This is a genomic window from Gryllotalpicola sp. (assembly GCF_027352875.1).
Taxonomy (GTDB): Bacteria; Actinomycetota; Actinomycetes; order Actinomycetales; family Microbacteriaceae; genus Gryllotalpicola.
On record NZ_DAIEII010000058.1, the window covers coordinates 1 to 21250 of the forward strand.

The 21250-nt window shown below is 67.7% G+C and carries 24 protein-coding genes; 11 read left to right on the top strand and 13 right to left on the bottom strand.

Going from position 1 to position 21250, the window contains the following annotated elements:
• A partial coding sequence (locus M7D61_RS06820; protein WP_298228871.1) for a hypothetical protein occupies positions 1–2101 on the top strand: 2101 nt, incomplete at its 5' end.
• 22 nt (positions 2102–2123) lie between these two features.
• Here the strand turns inward: M7D61_RS06820 and ccsB are convergent.
• From ccsB to M7D61_RS06845, 5 genes are read right to left on the bottom strand one after another with little or no spacing between them, the layout of a single operon-like run.
• Complete coding sequence (ccsB, locus tag M7D61_RS06825; protein WP_298228873.1) at positions 2124–3134, bottom strand: c-type cytochrome biogenesis protein CcsB; 1011 nt, start codon at positions 3132–3134, stop codon at positions 2124–2126.
• Positions 3135–3143: 9 nt separating this feature from the next.
• Positions 3144–4799, bottom strand: coding sequence for a cytochrome c biogenesis protein ResB (locus tag M7D61_RS06830; protein WP_298228874.1), 1656 nt, complete (start codon positions 4797–4799; stop codon positions 3144–3146).
• Positions 4783–5541 (bottom strand): cytochrome c biogenesis protein CcdA, encoded by a 759-nt coding sequence (locus tag M7D61_RS06835; RefSeq protein WP_298228876.1) that lies wholly within the window; start codon positions 5539–5541, stop codon positions 4783–4785. The genes M7D61_RS06830 and M7D61_RS06835 overlap by 17 nt, the downstream gene beginning before the upstream one ends.
• Entirely contained in the window at positions 5538–6134 is a 597-nt protein-coding gene (locus tag M7D61_RS06840; protein ID WP_298228878.1) for a TlpA disulfide reductase family protein, read from the bottom strand. Before M7D61_RS06840 ends, M7D61_RS06835 begins: the two co-directional genes overlap by 4 nt.
• On the bottom strand, positions 6134–6787 hold the full coding sequence (locus M7D61_RS06845) for a histidine phosphatase family protein (RefSeq protein ID WP_298228879.1): 654 nt from the start codon (positions 6785–6787) through the stop codon (positions 6134–6136). The genes M7D61_RS06840 and M7D61_RS06845 overlap by 1 nt, the downstream gene beginning before the upstream one ends.
• Before the next feature lie 190 nt (positions 6788–6977).
• Here M7D61_RS06845 and M7D61_RS09865 point away from each other — a divergent pair, with 190 nt between their 5' ends.
• The 3 genes from M7D61_RS09865 to aspS all read left to right on the top strand — a co-directional run bounded on the left by M7D61_RS09865 (position 6978) and on the right by aspS (position 12069).
• Positions 6978–7256: a helix-turn-helix domain-containing protein gene (locus M7D61_RS09865; RefSeq protein ID WP_366083855.1), complete on the top strand. Its 279-nt coding sequence runs from the start codon at positions 6978–6980 to the stop codon at positions 7254–7256.
• 474 nt (positions 7257–7730) lie between these two features.
• Positions 7731–10175 (top strand): cation-transporting P-type ATPase, encoded by a 2445-nt coding sequence (locus M7D61_RS06850; protein WP_298228880.1) that lies wholly within the window; start codon positions 7731–7733, stop codon positions 10173–10175.
• Between the two features lie 577 nt (positions 10176–10752).
• A complete protein-coding gene (gene aspS / locus M7D61_RS06855) occupies positions 10753–12069 on the top strand; it encodes an aspartate--tRNA(Asn) ligase (protein WP_298228881.1) in 1317 nt (438 codons plus the stop codon).
• A 90-nt stretch (positions 12070–12159) separates the two neighbouring features.
• On the opposite strand, the gene M7D61_RS06860 is transcribed toward aspS, so the two are convergent.
• From M7D61_RS06860 to M7D61_RS06890, 7 genes are all read right to left on the bottom strand, one after another.
• A complete protein-coding gene (locus M7D61_RS06860) occupies positions 12160–12456 on the bottom strand; it encodes a Dabb family protein (protein WP_298228882.1) in 297 nt (98 codons plus the stop codon).
• Positions 12453–12698, bottom strand: coding sequence for a glutaredoxin family protein (locus M7D61_RS06865; RefSeq protein ID WP_366083853.1), 246 nt, complete (start codon positions 12696–12698; stop codon positions 12453–12455). Before M7D61_RS06865 ends, M7D61_RS06860 begins: the two co-directional genes overlap by 4 nt.
• Positions 12699–12841: 143 nt before the next feature.
• Entirely contained in the window at positions 12842–12940 is a 99-nt protein-coding gene (locus tag M7D61_RS06870) for an AURKAIP1/COX24 domain-containing protein (RefSeq protein ID WP_003792170.1), read from the bottom strand.
• Positions 12941–13158: 218 nt separating this feature from the next.
• Positions 13159–13968, bottom strand: a complete 810-nt coding sequence (locus tag M7D61_RS06875) for a DUF559 domain-containing protein (protein WP_298228883.1) — start codon at positions 13966–13968, stop codon at positions 13159–13161.
• A gap of 185 nt (positions 13969–14153) precedes the next feature.
• Complete coding sequence (locus M7D61_RS06880) at positions 14154–14549, bottom strand: metalloregulator ArsR/SmtB family transcription factor (protein ID WP_298228884.1); 396 nt, start codon at positions 14547–14549, stop codon at positions 14154–14156.
• Between the two features lie 43 nt (positions 14550–14592).
• The gene (gene proC / locus M7D61_RS06885; RefSeq protein ID WP_298228885.1) at positions 14593–15426 is read right to left on the bottom strand and encodes a pyrroline-5-carboxylate reductase; all 834 of its coding nucleotides are present in this window, start codon (positions 15424–15426) and stop codon (positions 14593–14595) included.
• A 19-nt stretch (positions 15427–15445) separates the two neighbouring features.
• On the bottom strand, positions 15446–15913 hold the full coding sequence (locus tag M7D61_RS06890) for a nucleoside deaminase (RefSeq protein WP_298228886.1): 468 nt from the start codon (positions 15911–15913) through the stop codon (positions 15446–15448).
• A gap of 11 nt (positions 15914–15924) precedes the next feature.
• Between M7D61_RS06890 and upp the strand changes: the two genes are divergently transcribed.
• The 4 genes from upp to M7D61_RS06910 all read left to right on the top strand — a co-directional run bounded on the left by upp (position 15925) and on the right by M7D61_RS06910 (position 19260).
• Positions 15925–16557: a uracil phosphoribosyltransferase gene (gene upp, locus M7D61_RS06895; RefSeq protein WP_298228887.1), complete on the top strand. Its 633-nt coding sequence runs from the start codon at positions 15925–15927 to the stop codon at positions 16555–16557.
• A 243-nt stretch (positions 16558–16800) separates the two neighbouring features.
• The gene (locus tag M7D61_RS06900) at positions 16801–17511 is read left to right on the top strand and encodes a winged helix-turn-helix domain-containing protein (protein ID WP_298228888.1); all 711 of its coding nucleotides are present in this window, start codon (positions 16801–16803) and stop codon (positions 17509–17511) included.
• Between the two features lie 159 nt (positions 17512–17670).
• Positions 17671–18540 carry a tyrosine-type recombinase/integrase gene (locus M7D61_RS06905; protein WP_298228889.1) on the top strand — a complete coding sequence of 290 codons (870 nt, stop codon included), beginning with the start codon at positions 17671–17673 and terminating at the stop codon, positions 18538–18540.
• Positions 18541–18558: 18 nt separating this feature from the next.
• On the top strand, positions 18559–19260 hold the full coding sequence (locus M7D61_RS06910) for a hypothetical protein (RefSeq protein WP_298228890.1): 702 nt from the start codon (positions 18559–18561) through the stop codon (positions 19258–19260).
• Between the two features lie 81 nt (positions 19261–19341).
• Here the strand turns inward: M7D61_RS06910 and M7D61_RS06915 are convergent, their stop codons facing one another.
• On the bottom strand, positions 19342–19575 hold the full coding sequence (locus tag M7D61_RS06915; protein ID WP_298228891.1) for a hypothetical protein: 234 nt from the start codon (positions 19573–19575) through the stop codon (positions 19342–19344).
• Positions 19576–19643: 68 nt separating this feature from the next.
• Between M7D61_RS06915 and M7D61_RS06920 the strand changes: the two genes are divergently transcribed.
• The 3 genes from M7D61_RS06920 to M7D61_RS06930 are packed head-to-tail and all read left to right on the top strand — an operon-like array spanning position 19644 to position 20866.
• A complete protein-coding gene (locus tag M7D61_RS06920; RefSeq protein WP_298228892.1) occupies positions 19644–19949 on the top strand; it encodes a hypothetical protein in 306 nt (101 codons plus the stop codon).
• 9 nt (positions 19950–19958) lie between these two features.
• Positions 19959–20279: a hypothetical protein gene (locus tag M7D61_RS06925; RefSeq protein WP_298228893.1), complete on the top strand. Its 321-nt coding sequence runs from the start codon at positions 19959–19961 to the stop codon at positions 20277–20279.
• Positions 20280–20281: 2 nt separating this feature from the next.
• Complete coding sequence (locus tag M7D61_RS06930; protein ID WP_298228894.1) at positions 20282–20866, top strand: SOS response-associated peptidase family protein; 585 nt, start codon at positions 20282–20284, stop codon at positions 20864–20866.
• Positions 20867–21250 lie beyond the last annotated feature (384 nt).

Sequence of the window (21250 nt, forward strand, 5' to 3'; positions counted from 1 at the left end):
GCTGTTCTCGAGCAACTGGGCGGCGGTCTTCAACCTCTACTACTTCCTCGGGTTCCCGCTCGCGGCAGGGACCGCAGTGTGGTTCTTCCGGACGATCCGGCTCCCGGGCGCGGTGAGCATCGCGATGGCGATGCTCTTCGCGCTGTCGCCGATCCACTTCATTCGGAACGACCTCCACATCTTCCTCGGCGAGTACTGGACGATTCCGCTCGGGCTTCTCGTCGCCGCAAGAATCGCGCTGGGGCTTCCCGTCTTCACAAAGCCGGGACCAGAGGGCTCCCGTGCTCGTCTCTCGCCGCTGCGCACCACGGTCACGGTGGTGCTGCTCGGGTTGATGGGCGCATCATGGGCCTACTACGCCATCTATGGCGCGGGCATCCTCGCCCTCGCGGGCATATATCGTGCGATCGCCGCGCGGCGCTGGCGCCCGCTGTTGCCGGCCGCCGTTTCGGCCGCCGTCGGGCTTGGTGCCTTCGTCCTGTCCGCGCTCCCGGATCTCGCCTACGGCTGGCAGCATGGCGCCAATCCGTGGGCCCTCACCCGGACCGCGAATGCGGCCGACATCAATTCGCTGAAGCTCACCGAGCTCCTGCTGCCGACGCCGGGGGATCGGATCCCGTTCCTCTCCCAGCTCCGGGCCTTCTATGACACGACGTACATCACCCTCGGTTCGAACGCGTATGAGCATGTGGCGCTAGGTCTCGTCGGCGCGGTCGGCGTCATCGCCACGATCGTCATCGTGGTCTTCGCGCCGATCCGGCAGCTGCGCGGCGGCCGCGGTCTCGCTCGGGACGGGTCGGAGCTGCAGCGAGCGCTCGGCGTGATCGTCGCCTTCAATGTCGCGGCGTTCCTCGTCGGCACCATGGGCGGGCTCTCCGCGATCATCTCCTTCTTCACCCCGGTGCTGCAGGCGCCGAACCGGATCGCGATCTTCATCCAACTCTTCAGCCTCGGGATCACCGGAATTCTGCTCACCTGGCTCTGGCACCGGATATCGGCGGCATGGATGCCGTTCATCGCACGGGTCTTCCGACGGGCGCTGCGGCCACGCGTTCTCGCCGCCATCGGCACGGTTCTCGCCTTCGGCGTCGTCGCCTTCGGCGTCTGGGACCAGGCGGTGCCGACTGCCAACCAGCAGATCGACTACACCGCGGACTCGGCGAAGTTCGCCGCCGACAAGGCATGGACCCGGTCGATGGTCGCCGTCCTTCCGAAAGGGGCGAAGGTCGTTGAGTACCCCTATATCGCTGTCCCGGAAGGCCGCCCGGAGAACGGTGCCGTCGACGCGTACGACCAGCTCATCCCCTCGCTCTTCACCGATCAGGTTCAGTGGTCAGCTGGCGCCGTGAAGGGTAGGGCGCGGGCAGACTGGGTAGACATCGCGACCCGAACGATGGGGCCGCGCGCACTCGCCTGCGTCGCCACCATGGCCGGCTTCAACGCGGTGCTCCTCGACAAGAACGCCCTGCTCCCCACGAACGTCCCCTTCGCGGAGGGCCAGTTCCAGAAGGTTCTCGGCGCGAAGAAGGACTCGGCGTCGACCGATCGCTACGCGTTCTACCTGACGGACGCCCTGCGGAAGAAGTTTGCGAAGCTCGATGCGCGCAAGGTGGCCGCGGCAGGCAACGGCGCCGTGAATCCGGTGGAGGTCCACTGGCTGCCCGGCTACACGGAAACGCACACTCCTGGGTACAACCAGGTGGTGGGGAGCTTCTCGGTCTCCGATGCGCTCAGGCCGTATCAGCCCGAGTTCGTCGTGGAGAACCCGCTCGATGTTCCGCGCAAAGTCCAGATTCAGTTCTCCGGGCGGTACACCGGCAAAGGCGGTGGGGCTGTCGCCTTCACGGGGTCGGACGGGACAACCCACGACTTTACGCTCGAGGAGAGCGACAAGGCTTTCGGGCTCACGGTCGTGGTGCCGCCCGGCACTTCGACGATCCGGGCCGCGCTGGTGAGTGGCGATGATTGGCCCTCCAGGAACGGATTCGACGGAGGACCGCTGCAGATCGGCAGCGTCCAGGCGCTCGACGAGTCCCTCGCGAACTTCCTCACCACGAATGCCCCGGAGTGCCTCGGGCCGGTGGCGAACCCGGGCTCGTAACTGACGTGCCGTGGAACTACGGCTAGCTCAGGCCGCTGTACGAGTGCAGGCCGTGGAAGAAGACGTTGACGACGCCGAAGTTGAACATCACGGCGATGAATCCGACGACCGACAGCCAGGATGCGCGGCTGCCGCGCCAGCCGCGCGTGGCACGGGCGTGGATGTAGCCGGCGTAGATGACCCAAATGATGAAGGTCCACACCTCTTTGGTGTCCCAGCCCCAGTAGCGGCCCCACGCCTTCTCCGCCCAGATCGCACCCGCGATGAGCGTGAAGGTCCAGAAGATGAAGCCGATGATGTTGATCCGGTACGACAGGGCCTCGAGAGACTCCGACTTCGGCAGCGTCTTGAGGAAGCCGAGCACGGGCGGAAGGGACTGCGCGTCGCGCTTCTCGCGCCAGGTCTGCAGCAACTGCACGGCGGCGAGCGCGAAGCCGATGGCGAAGAACGCCGTGCCGAGGATGGCCACGAGGATGTGGACGACGAGCCAGTACGACTGCAGCGCAGGCGGCAGCGGCGCGACCTGCACGTAGTAGCGCAGCTGCGCGATCATCAACAGCAGGAACACCAGGCCGACGACGAAGGTGCCGACCCAGCGCAGATCCCAGCGCAGGTTGACGAGCAGGAAGATGCCGACGATGACGAGCGTGCCGGTGAGCGAGAACTCCCACATGTTGGCCCACGGCACCCGGTCGGCCGCGATTCCGCGCAGCACGTCGGAGGCGAGGTGCACGAACCAGCCGGTCGTCGTGAGCCACATCGCCACCTTGAGCGACAGCGACGCGGGCACCTTCGTCTCAGCCGTCTCGTCGGGGGCGACGACCTCGGTGATGACGGCGACCGAACCCGATGCCCCGTCGGCAGCACCGACGCGGGCGGCGCGACGCTCGGCGGCCGAACTCACCGCGGCGGGGGTCGCCGCGAACGATCCACGGCGGGCGAGGTCCAGCACGAAGGCGACGAACGCCGCGATGTAGAACCCAGCCGCCACATAGCTGGCGAGGAGCGAGATGTCCGAGAGCGTACCGGTCACTGGCTCAACCTACCCTTTCCCGCCGATGAGTTCACTGAAATGCCGCTCCTGGAGATCGGCGACGACCTCTTCGAGCCGGGCATCTTCGCCGCGGGCGAGGCCCGCGTACTCGAGACGCAGCCCATCGGCGGAATCCACCGCCTTCACCCACAGCCGTCGACGCGGCACGAACAACGACGTCAGAAGCCCGGCGACCACGAGGATCGCGAAGACGAGCACCCAGCCCTGCGCGGGGTCGTGGTGGATGTCGAGCGAGGCGAAGCGCTTCACACCGTCGAAGGTCACCGTGCCGAGCCCGTCGGGCAGCTGTGCCGTCTCGCCGACGCCGAGATTGAGCGCCCCGGTCGTGGCGTTCGGTCCGGCGATCTGCGTGAGGTGGTCGGTGTTGAGCGCGAAGACGGACACCGGGACGCCCGCGTCGAGGCCGAGGTCGCCGGCGAACACCGTGAGGCTGACGCGCGGATTGCGGGTGTCCGGGTAGGTCGAGAGCGGCCGGGCCGACGTCGAGACGGGCGCGGTCGGCGTGAAGATGCCGATGATGCCGAGCTGCTGCTTCAGGCCGCCCGCGATCTTGATGATGCCCTGCGAGGTGAGGTTGGCGTCCTGCGGCAGGAACGGGGTCGGGCCCGAGGCGATGACCTTGCCCGCGGCGTCGCGGAAGGTGAGCGCCGGCGCGTAGCCGTTGCCGAGCAGGTAGACGTTCGTGCCGTCGATCTGCAGCGGGCTGTTGACCTTGATGCTCGTGCTCCAGCTCGCGCCGTCCTTCTCTCGGGCGACGACCTGCGCGTTGTAGTCGAGCGGCATGCCCGACTCGCCCCCGGCGCTCTGGTCGTACTTCACGGTGAACTTGTCGAGCGTCACCGAATACGCGGGCAGGTTCTCGCTGCTGACGAAGCGGCCCGGGTTGAACGAGTCGAAGTTCACCGCGGTGTTGACGAAGGTCTGGCCCTCGACGACGACGCGCTGCGCCGTCCAGCCGAAGCCTCCCCCGATGCCGACGGCGAGCAGGATCCCCACGAGCGCGATGTGGAACACCAGGTTGCCCGTCTCGCGCAGGTACCCGCGCTCGGCCGAGACCGAGAGGCCGTCCCTGCCCTCGAGCGTGACGACGCGGTAGCCGGCCTTGCGCAGCAATCCCCTCGCCGACTCGATCGCGGCCTCGGCGCTGACCCCCGCCGGGGCGGGCAGCGCACGGTAGCCGGCCATGCGGGCGAGGCGCGCCGGGGTGCGCGGCGGTTGCGCCCGGAGCGCCTTCACATGGTGGGTGATGCGCGGGATGATGCAGCCGATGAGCGACGCGAAGAGCAGCAGGTAGATCGCGGAGAACCACACCGAGGTGTAGGTGTCGAACAGCTGCACCGCGTTGAGGATCGGGTAGAGCGTCGGATGGCTCCGCTGGTATTGGAGGACGCCGTTCGGATCGCTGATGTGCTGCGGCACGAGCGAGCCGGGCACCGCAGCGAGAGCGAGCAGCATGAGCAGGAACAGCGCCGTGCGCATGCTCGTGAGCTGCCGCCAGAACCAACGCGCCCAGCCGACGGGACCGAGCCTGCCGCCGGTGACAGGACCGTCGCCGTCGCCGCCGTCGGCGGCATCGGCGTGGCCGGACGGCAGGTAGTCGACGCGCGGCGCGACGCGCTCGGCGCTTTCAGACGAGGGTGCCAAAGCTCGGGATCACCGCCCCGAGGTCGAGCATCCACTGGTTCCAGATGCCGCTCGCCATGAGGATGCCGATGGCGATGAGCAGCGCGCCCCCGATGATGTTGATGCGGCGGATGTGGCGGCGCAGGAACCCGATGACCCGGGTCGCCCAGCTGAGGCCGAGCGCGATGAGGAGGAACGGCACGCCGAGGCCGAGCGAGTAGAACACGGCGAGCAGCACGGCCTGGCTGGTGGAGCCACTGGCGAGGCTCATGCCCGAGATGGCCGCGAGGGTGGGGCCGGTGCACGGGCTCCAGCCCACGGCGAAGATGATGCCGAGCAGCGGCGCCCCGACCAGCCCGCTCGCCGGCCGCCAACGGGGCTTGATGGTGCTCTGCAGGAAGCTGAACTGGCCGATGAACACGAGGCCGAGCAGGATGACCACCGCGCCCGACACCCGGGTGATGAGATCGCGGTACTCGATGAGCCAGAAGCCGAGGCGCTGGAACGCGAACTCGCCGAGGACGAAGACGAGCGTGAAGCCGAGGATGAAGAGCAGCACGCCGAGGGCGAGCCGGGCGGTGCCGCGCCGGTCGCCCTTCGCCGCCGTGTAGCCGCCGTTGTCGAAGCCGCCGATGTAGGCGAGATAGCCCGGCACCAGCGGCAGCACGCAGGGCGACGCGAACGAGACGAGGCCCGCGAGCAGCGCGATGGGGACCGACACCCAGAGCTGGCCGCTCGCCACGAGGGCGCCGATGCCGCTCACGACGTCTTCTCCGCGAGAGCGGAGTCGATGAGCGAGGTGAGGTTGGAGAGCTGGCCGTGCACGGTCGCCTCGATGCGGGCCGCAACCCGGCCCTCGCGGTCCAGGACGATGGTGGTCGGCGTCGCGTTGGGCCGATACGCCCCGCTGAAAGCGAGTTGCGCCGCACCCGAGGCCGCGTCGACGATCGAGGGGTACTTCACTCCGAACTGCTCGTCGTAGGCCGTGATGCTCGACACATCGTCGCGGGTGTTGATCCCGACGAAGACGACGCCCTTCTTGGCGTACTCGGCCGCGACGGCGGCGAGGTCGGACGCCTCGACCCGGCACGGCGGGCAGAGCACGTACCAGAAGTTGACGACGACGACCTTGCCGAGCTCGCTCTTCGAGTCGAACTGCGCGCCGCTCTCCGTCGTGCCGCTGAATTCGACGGGCGCCTTGCGCTGGTCGGGCTGCACCACGGTGATGCCGGTCTGGCCCTGCACGTAGCCGGCGTTGGGGTCGTTCTGGTAGCTCTGCTGCAGCGAGGTGAGCGTGCAGCCGCCGAGGGCGACGGCGAGAGCGACCGCAGCCGCCGCGCGAAGAATCCGTCGCATCACACCGCCCCCACGTCGACGGCGGATTCCGCGAGCGGCGCGGCCGGGTCGGCGTAGCCCACCTCGAACAGCCGCATGCCGCGCTGCTCGAACGTCGTGATGCTCGACAGTGTGCAGCGGCGGTGGCGCGGGTCGTGCACATAGCCGCCGCCGACGACGGTGAGGTGTTCGATCCAGATCGGAAGCTGGTGGCTGACGATGACGACGTCGCCCGCTTCGTCCGCCGACAGCCACGGCTGCGCGAAGGCGTCGGTGACTGCATCGCTCATCCGGCGCGCGATCGACGAGTACGCCTCGCCCCACGACGGCCGCAACGGGTTGATGAGCCACGGCCAGTTGAGCGGGTTGCGCGCGGCGCGGGCCATCACCGTGCCCTCGAAGCGGTTGCCCGGCTCGACGACGCGCTCGTCGGTGCCGATGCCGATCGAGAACGCAGCCGCGATGGGCGCCGCGGATTCCTGCGTGCGCGTCAGCGGCGAGGCGATGAGCGCGGCGAGGCTGCGCCTGCGACCGGCCAGCTCGTCGGCGGCGGCCTGCGCCATCCGCTGCCCGAGAGCCGACAGGTGGTATCCCGGCAGCCGCCCGTAGAGCACGCCCTGCGGGTTGTCCACCTCGCCATGGCGCACGAGATGCACCTGCCTGACCGCCGCCACGAGGGTCAGTCTACGGAACGCATTATTAGGACTCCCCCAAGAGCTGTCCAGGGTGATCGTCAGCCCGCGATCTGTGCCTCCTGGCGCGCCGTCCTGGCGGCCTCGCGGTCCTCGTAGGTGTTCTTCGCCCCGAAGAAGATCCAGATCACGACCGAGGGGTTGCGCTTCCTCGACCGCACTTTACCGACACCTGACTATGGATGATCGGATCGAGATTGAGAGGCTGCTCGATCTCGGGTTCAACACGGCGGAGATCGCCCGCCGGGTCGGGGTTCATCGGGCCACGATCACGCGGGAGACCGCGCGGGGGCGTGGCAGCCTGAACCTGATCACGCGAACCTGCGTCCGTACTTGCGAACAGGTTGGATACTCGCGGTCCGCACGATCGGCTGTATCCGGGCCGTCAGGCGCAGTTGCACGCCGACACCCGCAGGCCGCGTTCGCATCAGCCTTGTCGGATGGAGCATGACCGGCTGGTGGACTAGGTGCTGACGCAGCTGCGGAAGGGGTGGACGCCGGAGGAGATCTCGGGCCGGTTGCCGGTGGAGTTCCCCGACGATCCGCGAATGCGGGTGGGGGCGGAGACGCTGTATGCGTGGATCTACTCGAAACGTCAACGGCATCGGGAGCTGTGGCAGTATCCGCCCCGGGGGGCGCACACGCCGTCGTCGCCGGCAGGGGCGGCGGGTGCACTCAGAGCGGATCAAGCGGCGCACCTCGATTCATGCGCGTCCCACCGAGGTCGAGGACCGTGTCGAACTCGTCGCGGAGATCGCCAACCGGCCCCGCACGGTCCTCGCCTGGGCTACCCCAGCCACACCCTGTTGCACTTCGGGCTAGAACTCGGGGGATCGATCCCGCTAGCGTCGATTTTCATGAGCTGAGAGCCGACTGCACGCACTGACCGAGGAGTGCCGCCGCGCCGATGAGCGAGGGACCATCAATGGAGACGACCACAGACCTGGGCCTCACTGCGGCCGAGGCCTCCTCGCGTCTGGTCCGGGTCGGGCCGAACCGGCTGTTCACCCCTGCCCCGGTCCGTTTCTGGGCCATCGCTGCCGAGGAGATCCGGGAGCCGATGATCCTGCTGCTGATCGTGGTGGGCATTGTGTACAGCGTTCTGGGCAACCTGGGCGACGCGATCACCATCTTCGCCGTCATCCTGCTGTTGGTGGCCGCGGAGGTGATCAACGAGTTCCGTGCCAAGCGTGCCATCGGCGCCCTCGAGCGACTGTCGGCACCGAAGGCGCGGGTGCGCCGCGACGGTCGGGTCGTCGCGGTAGACACCGAGACCATCGTTCCCGGCGACCTGCTGATCCTGCTTCCCGGTGTCCGACTCGGCGCCGATGCCACGCTGAGCCGTGTCGTGAACCTGAGCGTCGACGAGTCGACCCTCACCGGGGAATCCTTCCCGGTGGAGAAGTCCGCGGGCGACGCCGTCTATGCCGGCGCGGTGGTCGCGGCGGGCGAGGGCGAAGCCGAGGTCACTTTCACCGGCGGTACGACCCGGCTCGGCCGGATGGCCGCCCAGCTCGGCCAGGTGACGCCTCCCAAGACGCCGTTGCAACTTGAGATGAGGTCCCTGTCCGGGAAGCTGCTCTGGGTGGCGGTGTTCTTCTCCGTGGTCATCCCGGTGATCGGCATCCTGCGCGGCGGCGACGTCGGCCCGATGATCCTCACCGGCTTGTCGCTCGCCTTCGCGACCATCCCGGAGGAGCTGCCCATCATCGTCACGATGGTGCTGGGCCTCGGCGCCTATCGGCTGTCGCGGCAGAACTTCCTGGTCAAGCGGCTGCGCGCGGCGGAGACGCTGGGGGATGCCACCGTCATCCTCACCGACAAGACCGGGACCCTGACCGAGAGCCGCATGCGGGTGGCGGCGGTCTGGCCGACGGATGCGGAACGGGCGGTTCTCGAAGCGGCGTCGGGCACAGCGTCCCCCGAGGTGCCGGATGCCCTGGAAGGGGCGGTGACCGAGCGCGCGAAGACGCTGGGCCTGGCTGCACCGCAGGGCGAGATCCTGAACGTGCGCTATCCCGGTGACGGCCGGCGCAGCAAGGCGATGCTGTGGCGTCACCCGGACGGCTCGGTGCGTCTCTATCTCAGCGGCGCACCGGAGGAGGTCTTCGGCCGCTGTCGCGACGTGCCGGCCGCGCTTCGCGAGTCGCTCCAGGCGGAGACCGCCCTGGGCCGCCGGGTCATCGCCGTGGCAACGCGCACGATCGAGGCGCCTCCTGCCGAGGGGTCGCTGGAGGAAGGGGAGCACGACCTCGACCTCGTCGGTCTGGTGGCCCTGGCCGACCCGTCGCGGGCCGGGGTGAAGGAGACGCTCGCGCAGGTGGCGGGCGCCGGCATCCGCACCATGATGGTCACCGGCGATCATCCAGCCACCGCTGCCGCCATCGCCCGCGAGGTCGGCATCGCCGCGGACCGGGTTCTCACCGGTGATGAGCTCGATCGCCTCGATGACGCGACGCTTGCGGATGAGGTGCGCGAAGTCTCGGTCTTCGCCCGGGCCACACCGCAACACAAATACCGGCTGGTGCAGGCCCTGCAGAAGAACGGCGAGGTGGTCGCGGTGACCGGCGACGGGGTCAACGACGCCCTGGCGCTCAAGGCCGCCGACGTCGGCATCGCCATGGGGATCAGGGGGACCGATGTCGCGAAGGAGGCGGCCCAGGCGGTGCTGGCCGACGACAACTATGCGACGCTCGCCCGCGGCGTCTTCGAGGGGCGGCACTTCTTCGACAACCTGCGCAAGGGGGTCAACTACTATCTCGCTGTCAAGGTCGGACTGGTGGCGATCTTCCTGCTCCCCGTGGTCGCCGGCCTTCCCCTGCCGTTCTCACCGATCCAGATCATTCTGCTCGAGCTGTTCATGGACCTCGCCGCCTCCGCCGGTTTCGTCGCCGAGCCGGCCGAGACCGACATCGCCCGCCGCCCGCCGCGCCGCGCGGGTGGCCCGCTGGTCGATGGCGCCGCCGTACGGCTCATCTTCTTCAAGGGTGCGCTGCTCTTCATCGCGGTCATGGTCGCCTACGGCTGGGCCACCTGGCGGGGGCTGTCACCGGCTGCCGTGCAGAGCTGCTCCTTCGCAGCGTGGATCGTGGGGCACATCGCGCTGGCGTTCATCTCGCGCAGCGACCGCAACTGGGTCTTTCGCCGGGGGCTCTTCTCCAATCGAGTGATGAACCTGTGGGCGGTCGCCGCGATCGCCCTGCTGCTTCTCGCCGTCTACGTTCCGCCGCTGCGGGAGCTGCTGCGTTTCGGCTACGTCGCCGCGTCGGATCTCCTCGTCTCGGCGGCCCTCGCCCTGGTGCTGGTCTCCATCGCGGAACTGAGGAAGGCCTTCACGCGGCCCCGGCGGCGTAGCGCGCCCGCGGGGTGACGGTGCTGGTCCCGCCGCACGCCACGTCGATGCACTCGATGGATGCCGAGCCTCTTCGCCGCCTGCGTGGTCGACTCCCGTCGCGCCGACCCTGCCCTGGGACGCTATGGTCGACCGGGCGCTGCAGTCCTGGCGTGGACAGCGCTGCGTCGGAGTCCCGCCGCCCCTGGTCGCCTGCAGGGTGGCGAGGACGCGGACGTGCGCCATGTTGCGGATCGAGCGGTGAGCACACGGGTGAATCCTCGACCTCGTCCCCGGCCTTGCGGATCTGGATCGAGGATCGCAGCAGCGGCGACGGCCTCTACCGAGTAGCGACCCTTCCCGGTCACGAGCTCACCGTGCCGTTCGAGCGCGTCCAGCAGGGCAGGCATCGCGATGGCCAGAAACTTCCCGCACTCCCTGCCGAAGAACGCCCACACCCTGCTGCACTTCAGACTAGAACTCGGGCGGAGCTTCACGCCGCCCTCCGGCGCGCAACGCCTCCTCGTCTCCGACGGAGCCTGCCCCGACGGCGGGAACCGCCTCGGGCTCTTCCCGCGTGGGCGATGCGAGCTCCTGCGCCCTAGGCTTAAGGACCGTGACTTCGCGCATCCTCATCAAGAACCTCGCCTCGCTTCCGGACGGCCCCGTGGCCGTCGCCGGCTGGGTCGACACGGTGCGCGACCAGAAGAAGGTGCAGTTCGTCGTGCTGCGCGACGAGTCGGGCGCGCTGCAGCTCGTCCACCCGCGCGGCGACGATGCCGTCGCCGACGAACTGGCCGAGACCATCTCCGGCCTCTCGGTCGGCTCGTTCCTCACCGTGACCGGCGAGCTCAAGCACGACGAGCGCGTCAAGCTCGGCGGGGTCGAAGTCAGGGTCGACACGCTGACAGTCGAGACGCGCGCGCTCCCCGAGACGCCGATCGCGGCCGACTCGAGCCTCGACAAACGCCTCGACTACCGCTGGATCGACCTGCGCCAGCCGCGCAACAACCTCATCTTCCGCGTCCAGACCACGCTCGAGCACGCCTGGCGCACCTGGTGGATCGACAACGGATTCGTGGAGGTGCACACCCCGTCGCTGATGTCGTCGCCGTCGGAATCCCGCGCCGAGCTGTTCCAGCTCGACTACTTCGATCTCGGCACCGCCTACCTCGCGCAGAGCCCCCAGCACTTCAAGCAGATGGCGCAGGCGGCCGGCTTCGGCCGCGTCTTCGCCATCACACCGGTGTTCCGCGCCGACCCGTCGTTCACCTCGCGGCACGCCACCGAGTTCACCTCGGTCGACATGGAAGTCTCCTGGGTCGACTCCCACGAGGATGTCATGGCGCTCCAGGAGCAGCTGCTCGTCGCCGGTTTCCAGGCCGTGAAGGATCGCCACGGCGCCGAGATCGAGGCGCTCTTCGGACTGGAGGTCGAGGTCCCCGCGCTGCCGTTCCCGCGGATTCCGCTGGCAGAGGCCCACGCGATCATCCAGGCGCGCGGCTACACGGTGCCTCGCGCCGACGGCGACCTCGACCCGGAAGGCGAGCGGCAGATCGCCGCCTACGTCAAGGAGACGTATGGCCACGACTTCGTGTTCCTCACCGACTACCCGGCGACGATCCGGCCGTTCTATCACATGCTCGACGAGGCGACCGGGCTGACCAAGAGCTACGACCTCGTCTATCGCGGCACCGAGATCACCACCGGGGCGCAGCGCGAGCACCGCATCGAGGTGCTCGAGAAGCAGGCGCTCGCCAAGGGCCTCGACCTCGCCGGCCTCGAGACGTATCTCGAGTTCTTCCGCTACGGGGTGCCCCCGCACGGCGGCTTCGGCATGGGCCTGGCGCGCGTGCTCATGCTGCTGCTCGGCGAGGCGTCGATCCGCGAGGTGACGTTCCTCTTCCGCGGGCCTACCAGGCTGTTCCCATGACGCGCCGGTCGCACTCGCCCGGCGCGGGGCAGTCGGCTTCCTGAGGGGTCGCCGCCGGTGCCGGCAGGGCCGGACACCTTCGGGAACGGGTTACGTTTCCCAGTCGACGGCAGCGCGGCCGTTGTGCACGGTCTTCCACCACGCGAGGTACTCGACGTGCGCGGGGTGGCTGTTGTACGCCTCGAGCGCGGCGAAGTCGGGGAAGCTCGCGTCGATGGCAAGGTCCCAATTGGCCGCGGGGTAGAACTCGTTGAGGCCGACCTCGAAGCTCAGCACGCCGGGGATCCGGTCCGGGAGGGTGAGCAGCCACTCCTTCGCCCGCCGAAGCTGCGCCGGCTTCTCGGGACCTTCCGGCACCGTGAAGGTGACGATATGGCGAACGCTCATGGCACGTTCCGGAGGGCTTTCTCGAGGCGGTCCTCGTCGACCCGCCAGTAGCTGTGCATGCGCCCATCGACGAGCACGACGGGGATCTCCTCGCCGTAGCGCGCGACGAGCACCGGGTCGGAGAGGATGTCGATCTCGTCCACCACGATTCCGGGGTCGACGGATGCCACCACCCTGGCGACCGCCGCGCGGGCGTCGGTGCAGAGGTGGCACCCCGGTCTCGTGTAGAGGGTGATCGTCACGCCATTCAGTCAATCACGTGCCCGAACACACGACGCCGGAAGCACCGGCGCGCTTGAACACCACGCGCCGGGCGGGGACGGCGCGCTTAAACACAGAGCGCCAGGCGAACCTGGCGCTGGGTGCAGAAGTACTGGCTACTTCTCTACTTCTTGTTGCGACGCTGGTGGCGCGTCTTGCGAAGCAGCTTGCGATGCTTCTTCTTCGCCATGCGCTTGCGGCGCTTCTTGATGACCGAACCCACGAGTACCTCACAAAGATCGGGGTGCCGAATGGCACAGGGGTCGATCTTACCCGAGAGCCGGGTCGCCCGAAAATCGGACGCCAGCACGGCCGCGCGTCGCGGATCCGTCGTCCTCGGTAGGAGTTGTCGTCCCTGGTAGGAACATCGGCCCAGGAACTCCTACTCTTCCCGACAATCCCTAATTCACCGGGTTCGTCCTCGGACGATGCCCTTGGAGGTCAGTGGCGGCTGGGACGGCTATGTGCCCCCGCGGCCAGCTGGGCCAGAATCTCGGCCTCGGCCCGGCCCCAGCCGCCCATGATCGCCGAGTAGGGGTACCGCAGCACCGTGTACCCCCTCTGCACGAGCCGCCGGTCGTGAGCGAGATCCTCGTCGCGCTGGCGGCTCGTCTGGTGGAACTGCCAGCCATCCGCCTGCAGCACGAGCCAGTCGCCAATGAGCAGATCGACACGATGTCCGGCGATCTTGACCTGAAGCCGGCTGTCGACGCCCTGAGCCTGCAGCCTCACCCGCATCAGGGACTCCAGCCCCGAGTCTGCGCGACCGTCGGCGAGCCGAACGACCGCGGCAAATCGACCGCCGCGCACCGCAGCAAGCCGCCTCAGCTCTTCGATCGTGATGAGCCTCTTGTTCACGGCCGAGTCGAACACGCACACCGCGAGCTCCGTCGGCTGGCACTGGGCGACGTGCAGGAGCATGTTGCGGCCGGATTCCACGCCGAGCCGATCCGCCCGGTCAAGAGGACGTGCGGTCCAATGCACCCGCACATCGTCCGGAAATCGTCGCGGCGTATTCGCCGCGACGGAGACATGCGGCGCGAGCCCCTCGTCGGCGACCCACAGGCCTCTCAGTCGCGCAGCCGATACGCAGGCGACCTTGGCGCCGAGGGCGACGGCGTGTGCGACCTTCGGATCGGCCGACGGCGTGACGAGCAGGTTGCGGTGCGGCGCGAGCTTGCCGCGATCGACGAGAGCGCGGATGGCCCTCTCGCCGAGGCCCGCCGCGCGGAGTCGCGCGCGGGTGGTCACCCCGAAAGGATCTGTCGTGAACGAAGTGATGGACATCCCGGTGGAATGCACCACCGTGCGCCCGAACGGGCCGAAGGGCACCGGAAACCTAGGAGTTGTGAGCCCGAGAAGGAGCTATGGAGGAAAAGCTCCTAGCGGCCTCGACAACCCCTATCGCGGGCCGATGCGGGGGGGGCGCGAAATCGCTAATGCTTCTTGACCTTGTCGACGAGCCCGGCGACGCGCACTCCAGCGCCCGCGGCGACCTTGCCGACCGATTCGGCGAAGCCTTTGGCGCCTTCGCTGAGACCCGCCGACCGGTAGAGGGATTCCACGTCCTCGACGACCCCGATGAACGGCAGCAGCCAGTCGTCGAGCTCCTCGAGCGGAGCGGCGTCGAGCGTGTAGTAGCGGTGCTGGCCCTCCTCGCGCACCGTGACGAGCGCGGCGTCGCGCAGCACCTTGAGGTGCTTCGACACGGTCGGCTGGCTGAGCTCCAGAGCCTGCACGATGTGCGAGACGCTCACCTCGCCGCTGTCCCGCAGGACCTGCAGGATCTCGCGCCGGGTAGGGTCGGCGACGACGTCGAAGATGTCAGCCATTCCCCCAGGGTAATGTGCCCGGGCCCGCGAGGCCAGGGCCGCGTCAGGCTCCGGCCGCAAGCTCGCGCGCGCGGGCCAGGGCGGCATCCGTAGCGCGGCCGAAGAGGCCCGCCAGATCGGCGCTTTCGAGCACCGCAACGGCCCGCTCGGTCGTGCCCTTCGGCGAAGTGACCTGGCGGCGCAGCTCGGCGGGGTCGATGCCGGTTGCGGCAAGCAGCTCGACGGAGCCCAGGAACGTGCCGTTCACGAGCCGGGCCGCCTGCTCGGGCGCGAAGCCCTTGGCGACGGCCGCCGCCGTGAGCTGCTCGATGAGGTAGAAGACATATGCTGGACCGCTCCCAGAGATCGTCGAGAGCGCGTCGAGCCTCGCCTCGGGCACGACGACGACCTCGCCGACGGTTTCGAAGAGCGCGCGCACGAGAGCGAGGTCGGCGTCCGACGAGCGCGCGCCCGGGCTCACCCCGGTGACGGCCTTGCCGATGATCGCAGGGGTGTTCGGCATCGCGCGCAGCACCGAGACGGATTCCGGCAGCACCGCCTCGAAGGTCGCGGCCGTCACGCCGGCCGCGACACTGACGACGACCGTGCCGGGCCCCACCGCGCCGGCGATCTCGGCGAGCAGCGCAGGCACCGCGGCGGGCTTCACCGCGACGAGGACGAGTTTCGCGCCGGCGACTGCGGCACGATTGGCCTCGACATCGGAGTCCGTCGCATACGCGGTGACCCGGGGGTCGCCCGCGTACTGGGCGGCCTTCTCGACGGTGCGATTCGTGACCCGGATGCCCTCGACCTCGATCCCGGGACCGAGCAGCCCGGCGAGAATCGCGCCGCCCATCGACCCGGTTCCGAGGATGGCGACGGTCGGCAGCGAGGTCATGGCTCGACCTTAGCCACCGCTAGCCGCGATGCCCTTCGAAGAACGTGGTCAGCAGCTCGGCGCACTCCGTCTCGCGCACTCCCCCGACGACGTCGGCGCGGCCGGGCAGCCGCCGATCGCGGAGCAGATCGTAGACGCTGCCCGCGGCACCGGCCTTCTCGTCCCAGGCGCCGAAGACGACGAGGGGGATGCGTGCGGCGAGGATCGCGCCCGCGCACATCGCGCAGGGCTCGAGCGTGACGACGAGGGTGCAGCCCGGCAGCTGCCAGTCGCCGAGCACCTTCGCGGCAGCACGGATGGCGGTGATCTCGGCGTGAGCCGTGGGGTCGTCCCACGCCTCGCGGGCGTTGCGCCCGGTGGAGAGGTACTCGCCCCCCGGCCCAATGACGACAGCCCCGACGGGCACGTCGCCGGTGAGGACGGCCGCTCGCGCCTCGGCGAGCGCGACGGACATCCAGTCGCGGTATCGCTCCGGGGTCGGCAGCATAGATTGAGCCTATGCGCGTAGCCCTGGCCGACCACCCTCTCATCGCCACCAAGCTCACCGAGCTGCGCGACGAGACGACGCCGAGCCCCCGCTTTCGCGGTCTCGTCGACGAGCTCGTCACCATGCTCGCCGTCGAGGCGACGAGGGGATTGCGCACCGTGCCGCGCCCTGTCACGACCCCGGTCGCGCCGACCGTCGGCACCGCGCTCGCCGCACCGAAGCCCATGGTCGTGCCGATCCTGCGCGCGGGGCTCGGCATGCTCGACGGCTTCATCCGCCTCGTACCGGAAGCCGAGGTCGGATTCCTCGGCATGGTGCGCGACGAGGAGACCCTCAAGCCGACGACGTACGCCGAGCGCCTGCCCGCCGATCTCGGCGGACGGCAGTGCTTCGTGCTCGACCCTATGCTCGCGACCGGCGGCTCGCTCGGCGGCGCGCTGCGGTTCCTCAGCGAGCGCGGGGCGCGCGACATCACCGCGATCTGCCTGCTCGGCGCCCCCGAGGGCATCGCCGCGCTCGAGCAGCTCACCGCAGGTCTCGACGTGACGATCGTGCTCGGCTCGCTCGACGAGCAGCTCAACGAGCGCGGCTACATCGTGCCCGGCCTCGGCGATGCGGGCGATCGGCTGTATGGAACCGTTTGACTCATTACGTCATCGCATGCCACTCTTAACGGCATGTATGACAACGCGTTCACGCCGACCTCCTTCGAGGCCCGTGGAGCAGTCGGCATGATGATGGCCGACCGCGTCGCCATGTGTCGAATGTGCGCTTGACTCCCGCCCTGAGCCCCGACGCGCCTCCCGCAGCATCGCTGCAGCCGTAGCCCGGCATCCGCGCAGCGCTTCCGCGCAGCGCCCCATCATCATCACGCAAAGGCACCCACCATGTCCGTCATCGTCGACCGCCCCGTTCCGCTCTCCGCCATCACCCCCGTCCCGGCCCGGCCGCACCCGGTGCCCGCAGCACCCGCGCCCACCGTGCGACCGCTCAACGCGAGCGCCCGCGCCCGCGGGTTCGCCCTCTACGTTGGCCTCGACGAGGAGAAGGCCCGCGCCGCCGGCATCGATCTTCCCCGCCTCGTCGAAGCCCTCAAGAACCTCGCGGCCGAACTCGTCCCGGACGTCGAGACCCACGCCTCGGTCGCTCTCGCCCCGGCCGATGCCGGCGGCCGCGACCTCGACATCGTGCGGCTCGCCCTGCAGGACCCGGCCGCGCTCGCCCGCCGCAACCAGCGTGACCCCGCGGCCGAGGCATCCGATCGCACCGGTGTCGTCGTCGACATCTCGCGCCGCCGGGTGACCCTCGACGGCGACCAGATCGGCCTCACCTACAAGGAGTTCGCGCTGCTGCAGTACCTCGTGCTGCGCGAGGGGCAGACGATCCACCGCACCGAGCTCATCGCGTCGCTGTGGGACGCCGACGAGGAGGACACCCCCAACGAGCGCACCATCGACGTCCACGTGCGCCGCCTGCGCGCCAAGCTCGGCGAGTACGAGGACATCGTGCGCACGGTGCGCGGCATCGGCTACCGCTTCGACCGCCACGCGGACGTCAGCATCCGTCACGGCGCGACCCGCTCGCCCGACCTGTTCTGACCCGGTTCCGGGCTCCCGGTGAACTCATAGGAAAAATAACGGAACGATATCTCGTTTCCGTTTTCGCACTGTCACCTAAGCGAATCCTGAACGCCAGCCGAACGTGGGATGAAACACGCCTACTCGAAGCGGCGTGACCGAAACCGAAGGCGCAGACCAGTGCTCACCGACTATGAGGCCTACCTCACGATCAGAAGGAAATCTCCCAACACCATCAAACTCCGGCTCGGATATATGCGCCGCCTATCAGCCACCTATAACCCCGCCACAGTCACGACCGCGCAACTTCGCACCTTTATCGACTTCCACGAATGGTCACCGTCAACGGAAGCAACCGTCGTAGCCACATTCCACAGCTTCTTTAGCTGGGCGCGCAGATCCGGCCTCCGCAATGATGATCCTTCCGAGAACATCATCGCGCCTCGCGTACCGAAGCACCCCGCCCGCATCGCACAAGACGCCGCCCTCATCGACGGCTGGGAAATCGCTTCCGACGACGACCGGGCAATGATCCTCCTCGCAGCCGAATGCGGTCTCCGAGTCTCCGAAATCGCATCACTCCACATGGACAACCGACGAGGCGACTGCATCGACGTCTTCGGCAAGGGCTCCAAATGGAGAACGGAATACCTCTCCCCCGAGCTCATCGAACTCCTCGACAAGATCGAAAGAGAACGCACTCGGGGCCACTACTTCCGCATGGGCGGCAACCGACACCTTCACCCATCAACGGTCTGGCGTCGCATCAAATCCCTCACCGGATACAACACCCACGCCCTACGGCACCGCGGGGGAACCGCGGTCTACCGCGGCACGGGCAAAGACATTCGCCTCGCGCAAGAGTTCCTCGGCCACGCCAGCCCACTCACGACGGCCATATACGTCCACATTCAAGATGACGATCTACGCCGAGCAGCCGATGCCGCACGCCTCTTCAAGCCAGAAGACATTGAGACTGACCCGATGCTCATCGTCATTCGACAACTCCGGGCACTTCCCGGATTCGATGCTGCCCTTGCGGCGGCCTAATCCCCTAGGATTCGTCATGTGAAGCACTTTCGTCTTATCGGCACACTCATCGCCGTGACCGTCGCTATCGCCGGTTGTTCTTCCGACCCGGCGACTTCCGCTAGCAGCTCATCATCAGGCAGCACAAGCGCCACCGCATCAGCATCCGCGAGCACAAGCTCAACTCCCACCGCGGACTGGTACGCGACGACCTACGGAACCTTCACGAAGATCACGAAAACCGGAACAAGCGACAGTGTCATAACCCTCCCGAAGAACGCCACATACGGCATCATCACAGCCTCCTACACGGGCAGCGGGAACTTCATCATCCAGGGACTCGACGCAACGAATCAGCCAACCGTCGATGGCCCGGTCAACGCCATCGGCTCCTACTCGGGAGTGACCGCCTTCGGCCTTGATTCAGGCGGCACCGGCGGGACCGTCTCATTCCAGGTGACCGCTACTGGCCCGTGGAAGATCACCATTGCCCCCATCGACACGGCGAAAGCGATCCCCGCGTCGGGGAAGGGTGACGGCGTCTTCAAGTACGACGGTGCCGCGAAGAGTTGGACGATCACCCACAACGGGGCGGCGAACTTCATCGTCAACCAATACAGCGACCAACCCATGCCGGGCCTTGGCATCAACGAGATCGGCAAGTACTCCGGAACTGTTCCCGGCTATGCGGGGCCGTCCGTGGTGACGGTGCAAGCGGATGGTGTTTGGACCGTGAAGTAGACGCGTTAACTCAGTAATGGCCGCCCCATCCTCGCTTGAGGATGGGGCGGCGTTCGTTCGAAGCCAAGATCGGAAGCTCTGCTAGTCGTATACCGCTGCGATGACCCAGCTCTTCCCGTCGCGCATCAAATCGACGGTGTACTCGGCAGCATCTGACCGGACGGTGACTTGGAATCCGATGGTGCGCATCTGCGGGTGCGTGAGCATCGGGGAGATCTCTTCGCGCTTGATCGGGATTGGGTTCCCGATCACGAGGTAGCGGATTCCAGCCCAGACGAGACGCCCCGGACGTCCGGTTTCCTGGTTGACCCACACCTCAACATGTTCGGTAGTCGTTTGCATTGCCGTTTGCCTTTCTCGAAGATGCGTTCGACACTAAACGCATGACCGCCGACACGCCAATACTTCGATTCGTGCAGCTCAGCGACCGCGACTGGATCGCTCTCGACGCCCGCCTGCACGTCCGCTACATCCTCCACAGGATGACGAGGATCGTGAACCGGGAAACGCTCGTGCAGTGGTGCATGCGCCTCGGCGCGGTCGACCCCGCGAACAGGACAGTCCTCGGCTGGTTCGATGACCTCACCCAGGTCAAGGCGATGTGCGAGGAGCACGCCGCTGGCGTAGACCGGGACGCTGCGCATCCTCGAGGCGGATCCCCCTGGCCGGGCCGGATCGGAAGAACCTAGGCTGCCCGCATGTGGCTCCATTCACCAGAAGGCTACGAAGCCGCGATCCGCAAGGCGGTGACCCGGTACGCCGACCTCGTCGCCGTAGAGGAGGGCGACGACGAGCTGATCGACATTCACCGACGTCTCACCGTCCTGGTCCGCAGCACGATCAGCCCGGATCTCGCCCACCTCGCCGACGAGGAGGTGGGCGTCGCTCTCAACGCGATCAGCGAGGCTGTGCCCGAATATGTGCGCCTCGGGACAGATGAGGCCAGGAATGCGCTCATCGAGGGAATCATCGAAAGCCTCGTCAACAGGACCGGGCTTCACACAGGCGAGGAAGGCTGACGATGTGCGCCCAGTACGGAATCAACGGCCGCGTCGTGGAGTCGGATTTCCCCATCATCGACGACCGTACCGGATGGGAGACCCTCGTCCAGTGGCTGACGGGCTCGGGTGAGGCGAAGATCACCGGCGTCAACGCCCGCAACCTCAACCCCGTCATCGTTGGTGGCACCATCCAGCTCGGCTGGTGGTCGCTATGGATCGGCGGCCAGTTGAAGAAGGGCTACAGCACTTTCAACGCGAGAGACGACAAGCTGACCACTTCCACGTGGTGGCGGGAACCCTTCGCCCACACCCGCGCTCTCCTGCCGGCAACATGGTTCATCGAGAAGGGCAAACGGTTCGAACTCGGCCACCCCTTCGCCATCGCCGCGATCTACAACACCCAACGGGACGGGCTGCTCACCTACTCGATGGTCACTCGAGACGCGATCGGTCAAGCCAAGACCGCGAACAACCGCATGCCGCTCATCCTCCCCGAGTCGATGCACGAGACATGGCTCGACCCAGAACAGGTTGGCGACGAAGGACTGAGAGACGCAGCCGTCGCGGCTTCCGAAGAGGTATCGGCCGCGGTGGCGATCGTCTAACCGAGTTGGAACGTCACACCGATATTCCAAGATTCCAGGCTTCGGCTTGGAACGTCGCCCGTGCTCGCCCCCAGACTGCACGGAAGACGCAAAGAAGCGCCCCCGCCCTGCTCTTTGTGAGAGCGGGCGGGGGCATTCGGCATTGCGGGGGTAACAAGTTCCTACTGGCATGCCTCGCAATTCAGGTCATCCATCGGATCAACCGGCACAACATAGTCATCGCTAGTGGTCGGACTCGGGTAGACGTACTTCCACATGCGGGCCTCCTCGGGGCATGAGAAAAGCCCCACAGGAGGGCGGGGCTTGAAAGGGGATCGAGCGACTTAGGAAAGACGCCAGTGATAGCTAGAGCGACCTTATGAAAGATGCGATAGCCGAAGCCTC

Excerpts from the sequence above, each read along its gene's own strand:
- M7D61_RS06900 (WP_298228888.1), top strand. The coding sequence starts at position 16,801 with ATGTCCGTCATCGTCGACCGCCCCGTTCCGCTCTCCGCCATCACCCCC.
- M7D61_RS06850 (WP_298228880.1), top strand. The coding sequence starts at position 7,731 with ATGGAGACGACCACAGACCTGGGCCTCACTGCGGCCGAGGCCTCCTCG.
- upp (WP_298228887.1), top strand. The coding sequence starts at position 15,925 with ATGCGCGTAGCCCTGGCCGACCACCCTCTCATCGCCACCAAGCTCACC.
- M7D61_RS06840 (WP_298228878.1), bottom strand. The coding sequence starts at position 6,134 with ATGCGACGGATTCTTCGCGCGGCGGCTGCGGTCGCTCTCGCCGTCGCC.
- proC (WP_298228885.1), bottom strand. The coding sequence starts at position 15,426 with ATGACCTCGCTGCCGACCGTCGCCATCCTCGGAACCGGGTCGATGGGC.
- M7D61_RS06930 (WP_298228894.1), top strand. The coding sequence starts at position 20,282 with ATGTGCGCCCAGTACGGAATCAACGGCCGCGTCGTGGAGTCGGATTTC.
- M7D61_RS06920 (WP_298228892.1), top strand. The coding sequence starts at position 19,644 with ATGACCGCCGACACGCCAATACTTCGATTCGTGCAGCTCAGCGACCGC.
- M7D61_RS06890 (WP_298228886.1), bottom strand. The coding sequence starts at position 15,913 with ATGCTGCCGACCCCGGAGCGATACCGCGACTGGATGTCCGTCGCGCTC.
- M7D61_RS06880 (WP_298228884.1), bottom strand. The coding sequence starts at position 14,549 with ATGGCTGACATCTTCGACGTCGTCGCCGACCCTACCCGGCGCGAGATC.
- M7D61_RS06860 (WP_298228882.1), bottom strand. The coding sequence starts at position 12,456 with ATGAGCGTTCGCCATATCGTCACCTTCACGGTGCCGGAAGGTCCCGAG.
- M7D61_RS06925 (WP_298228893.1), top strand. The coding sequence starts at position 19,959 with ATGTGGCTCCATTCACCAGAAGGCTACGAAGCCGCGATCCGCAAGGCG.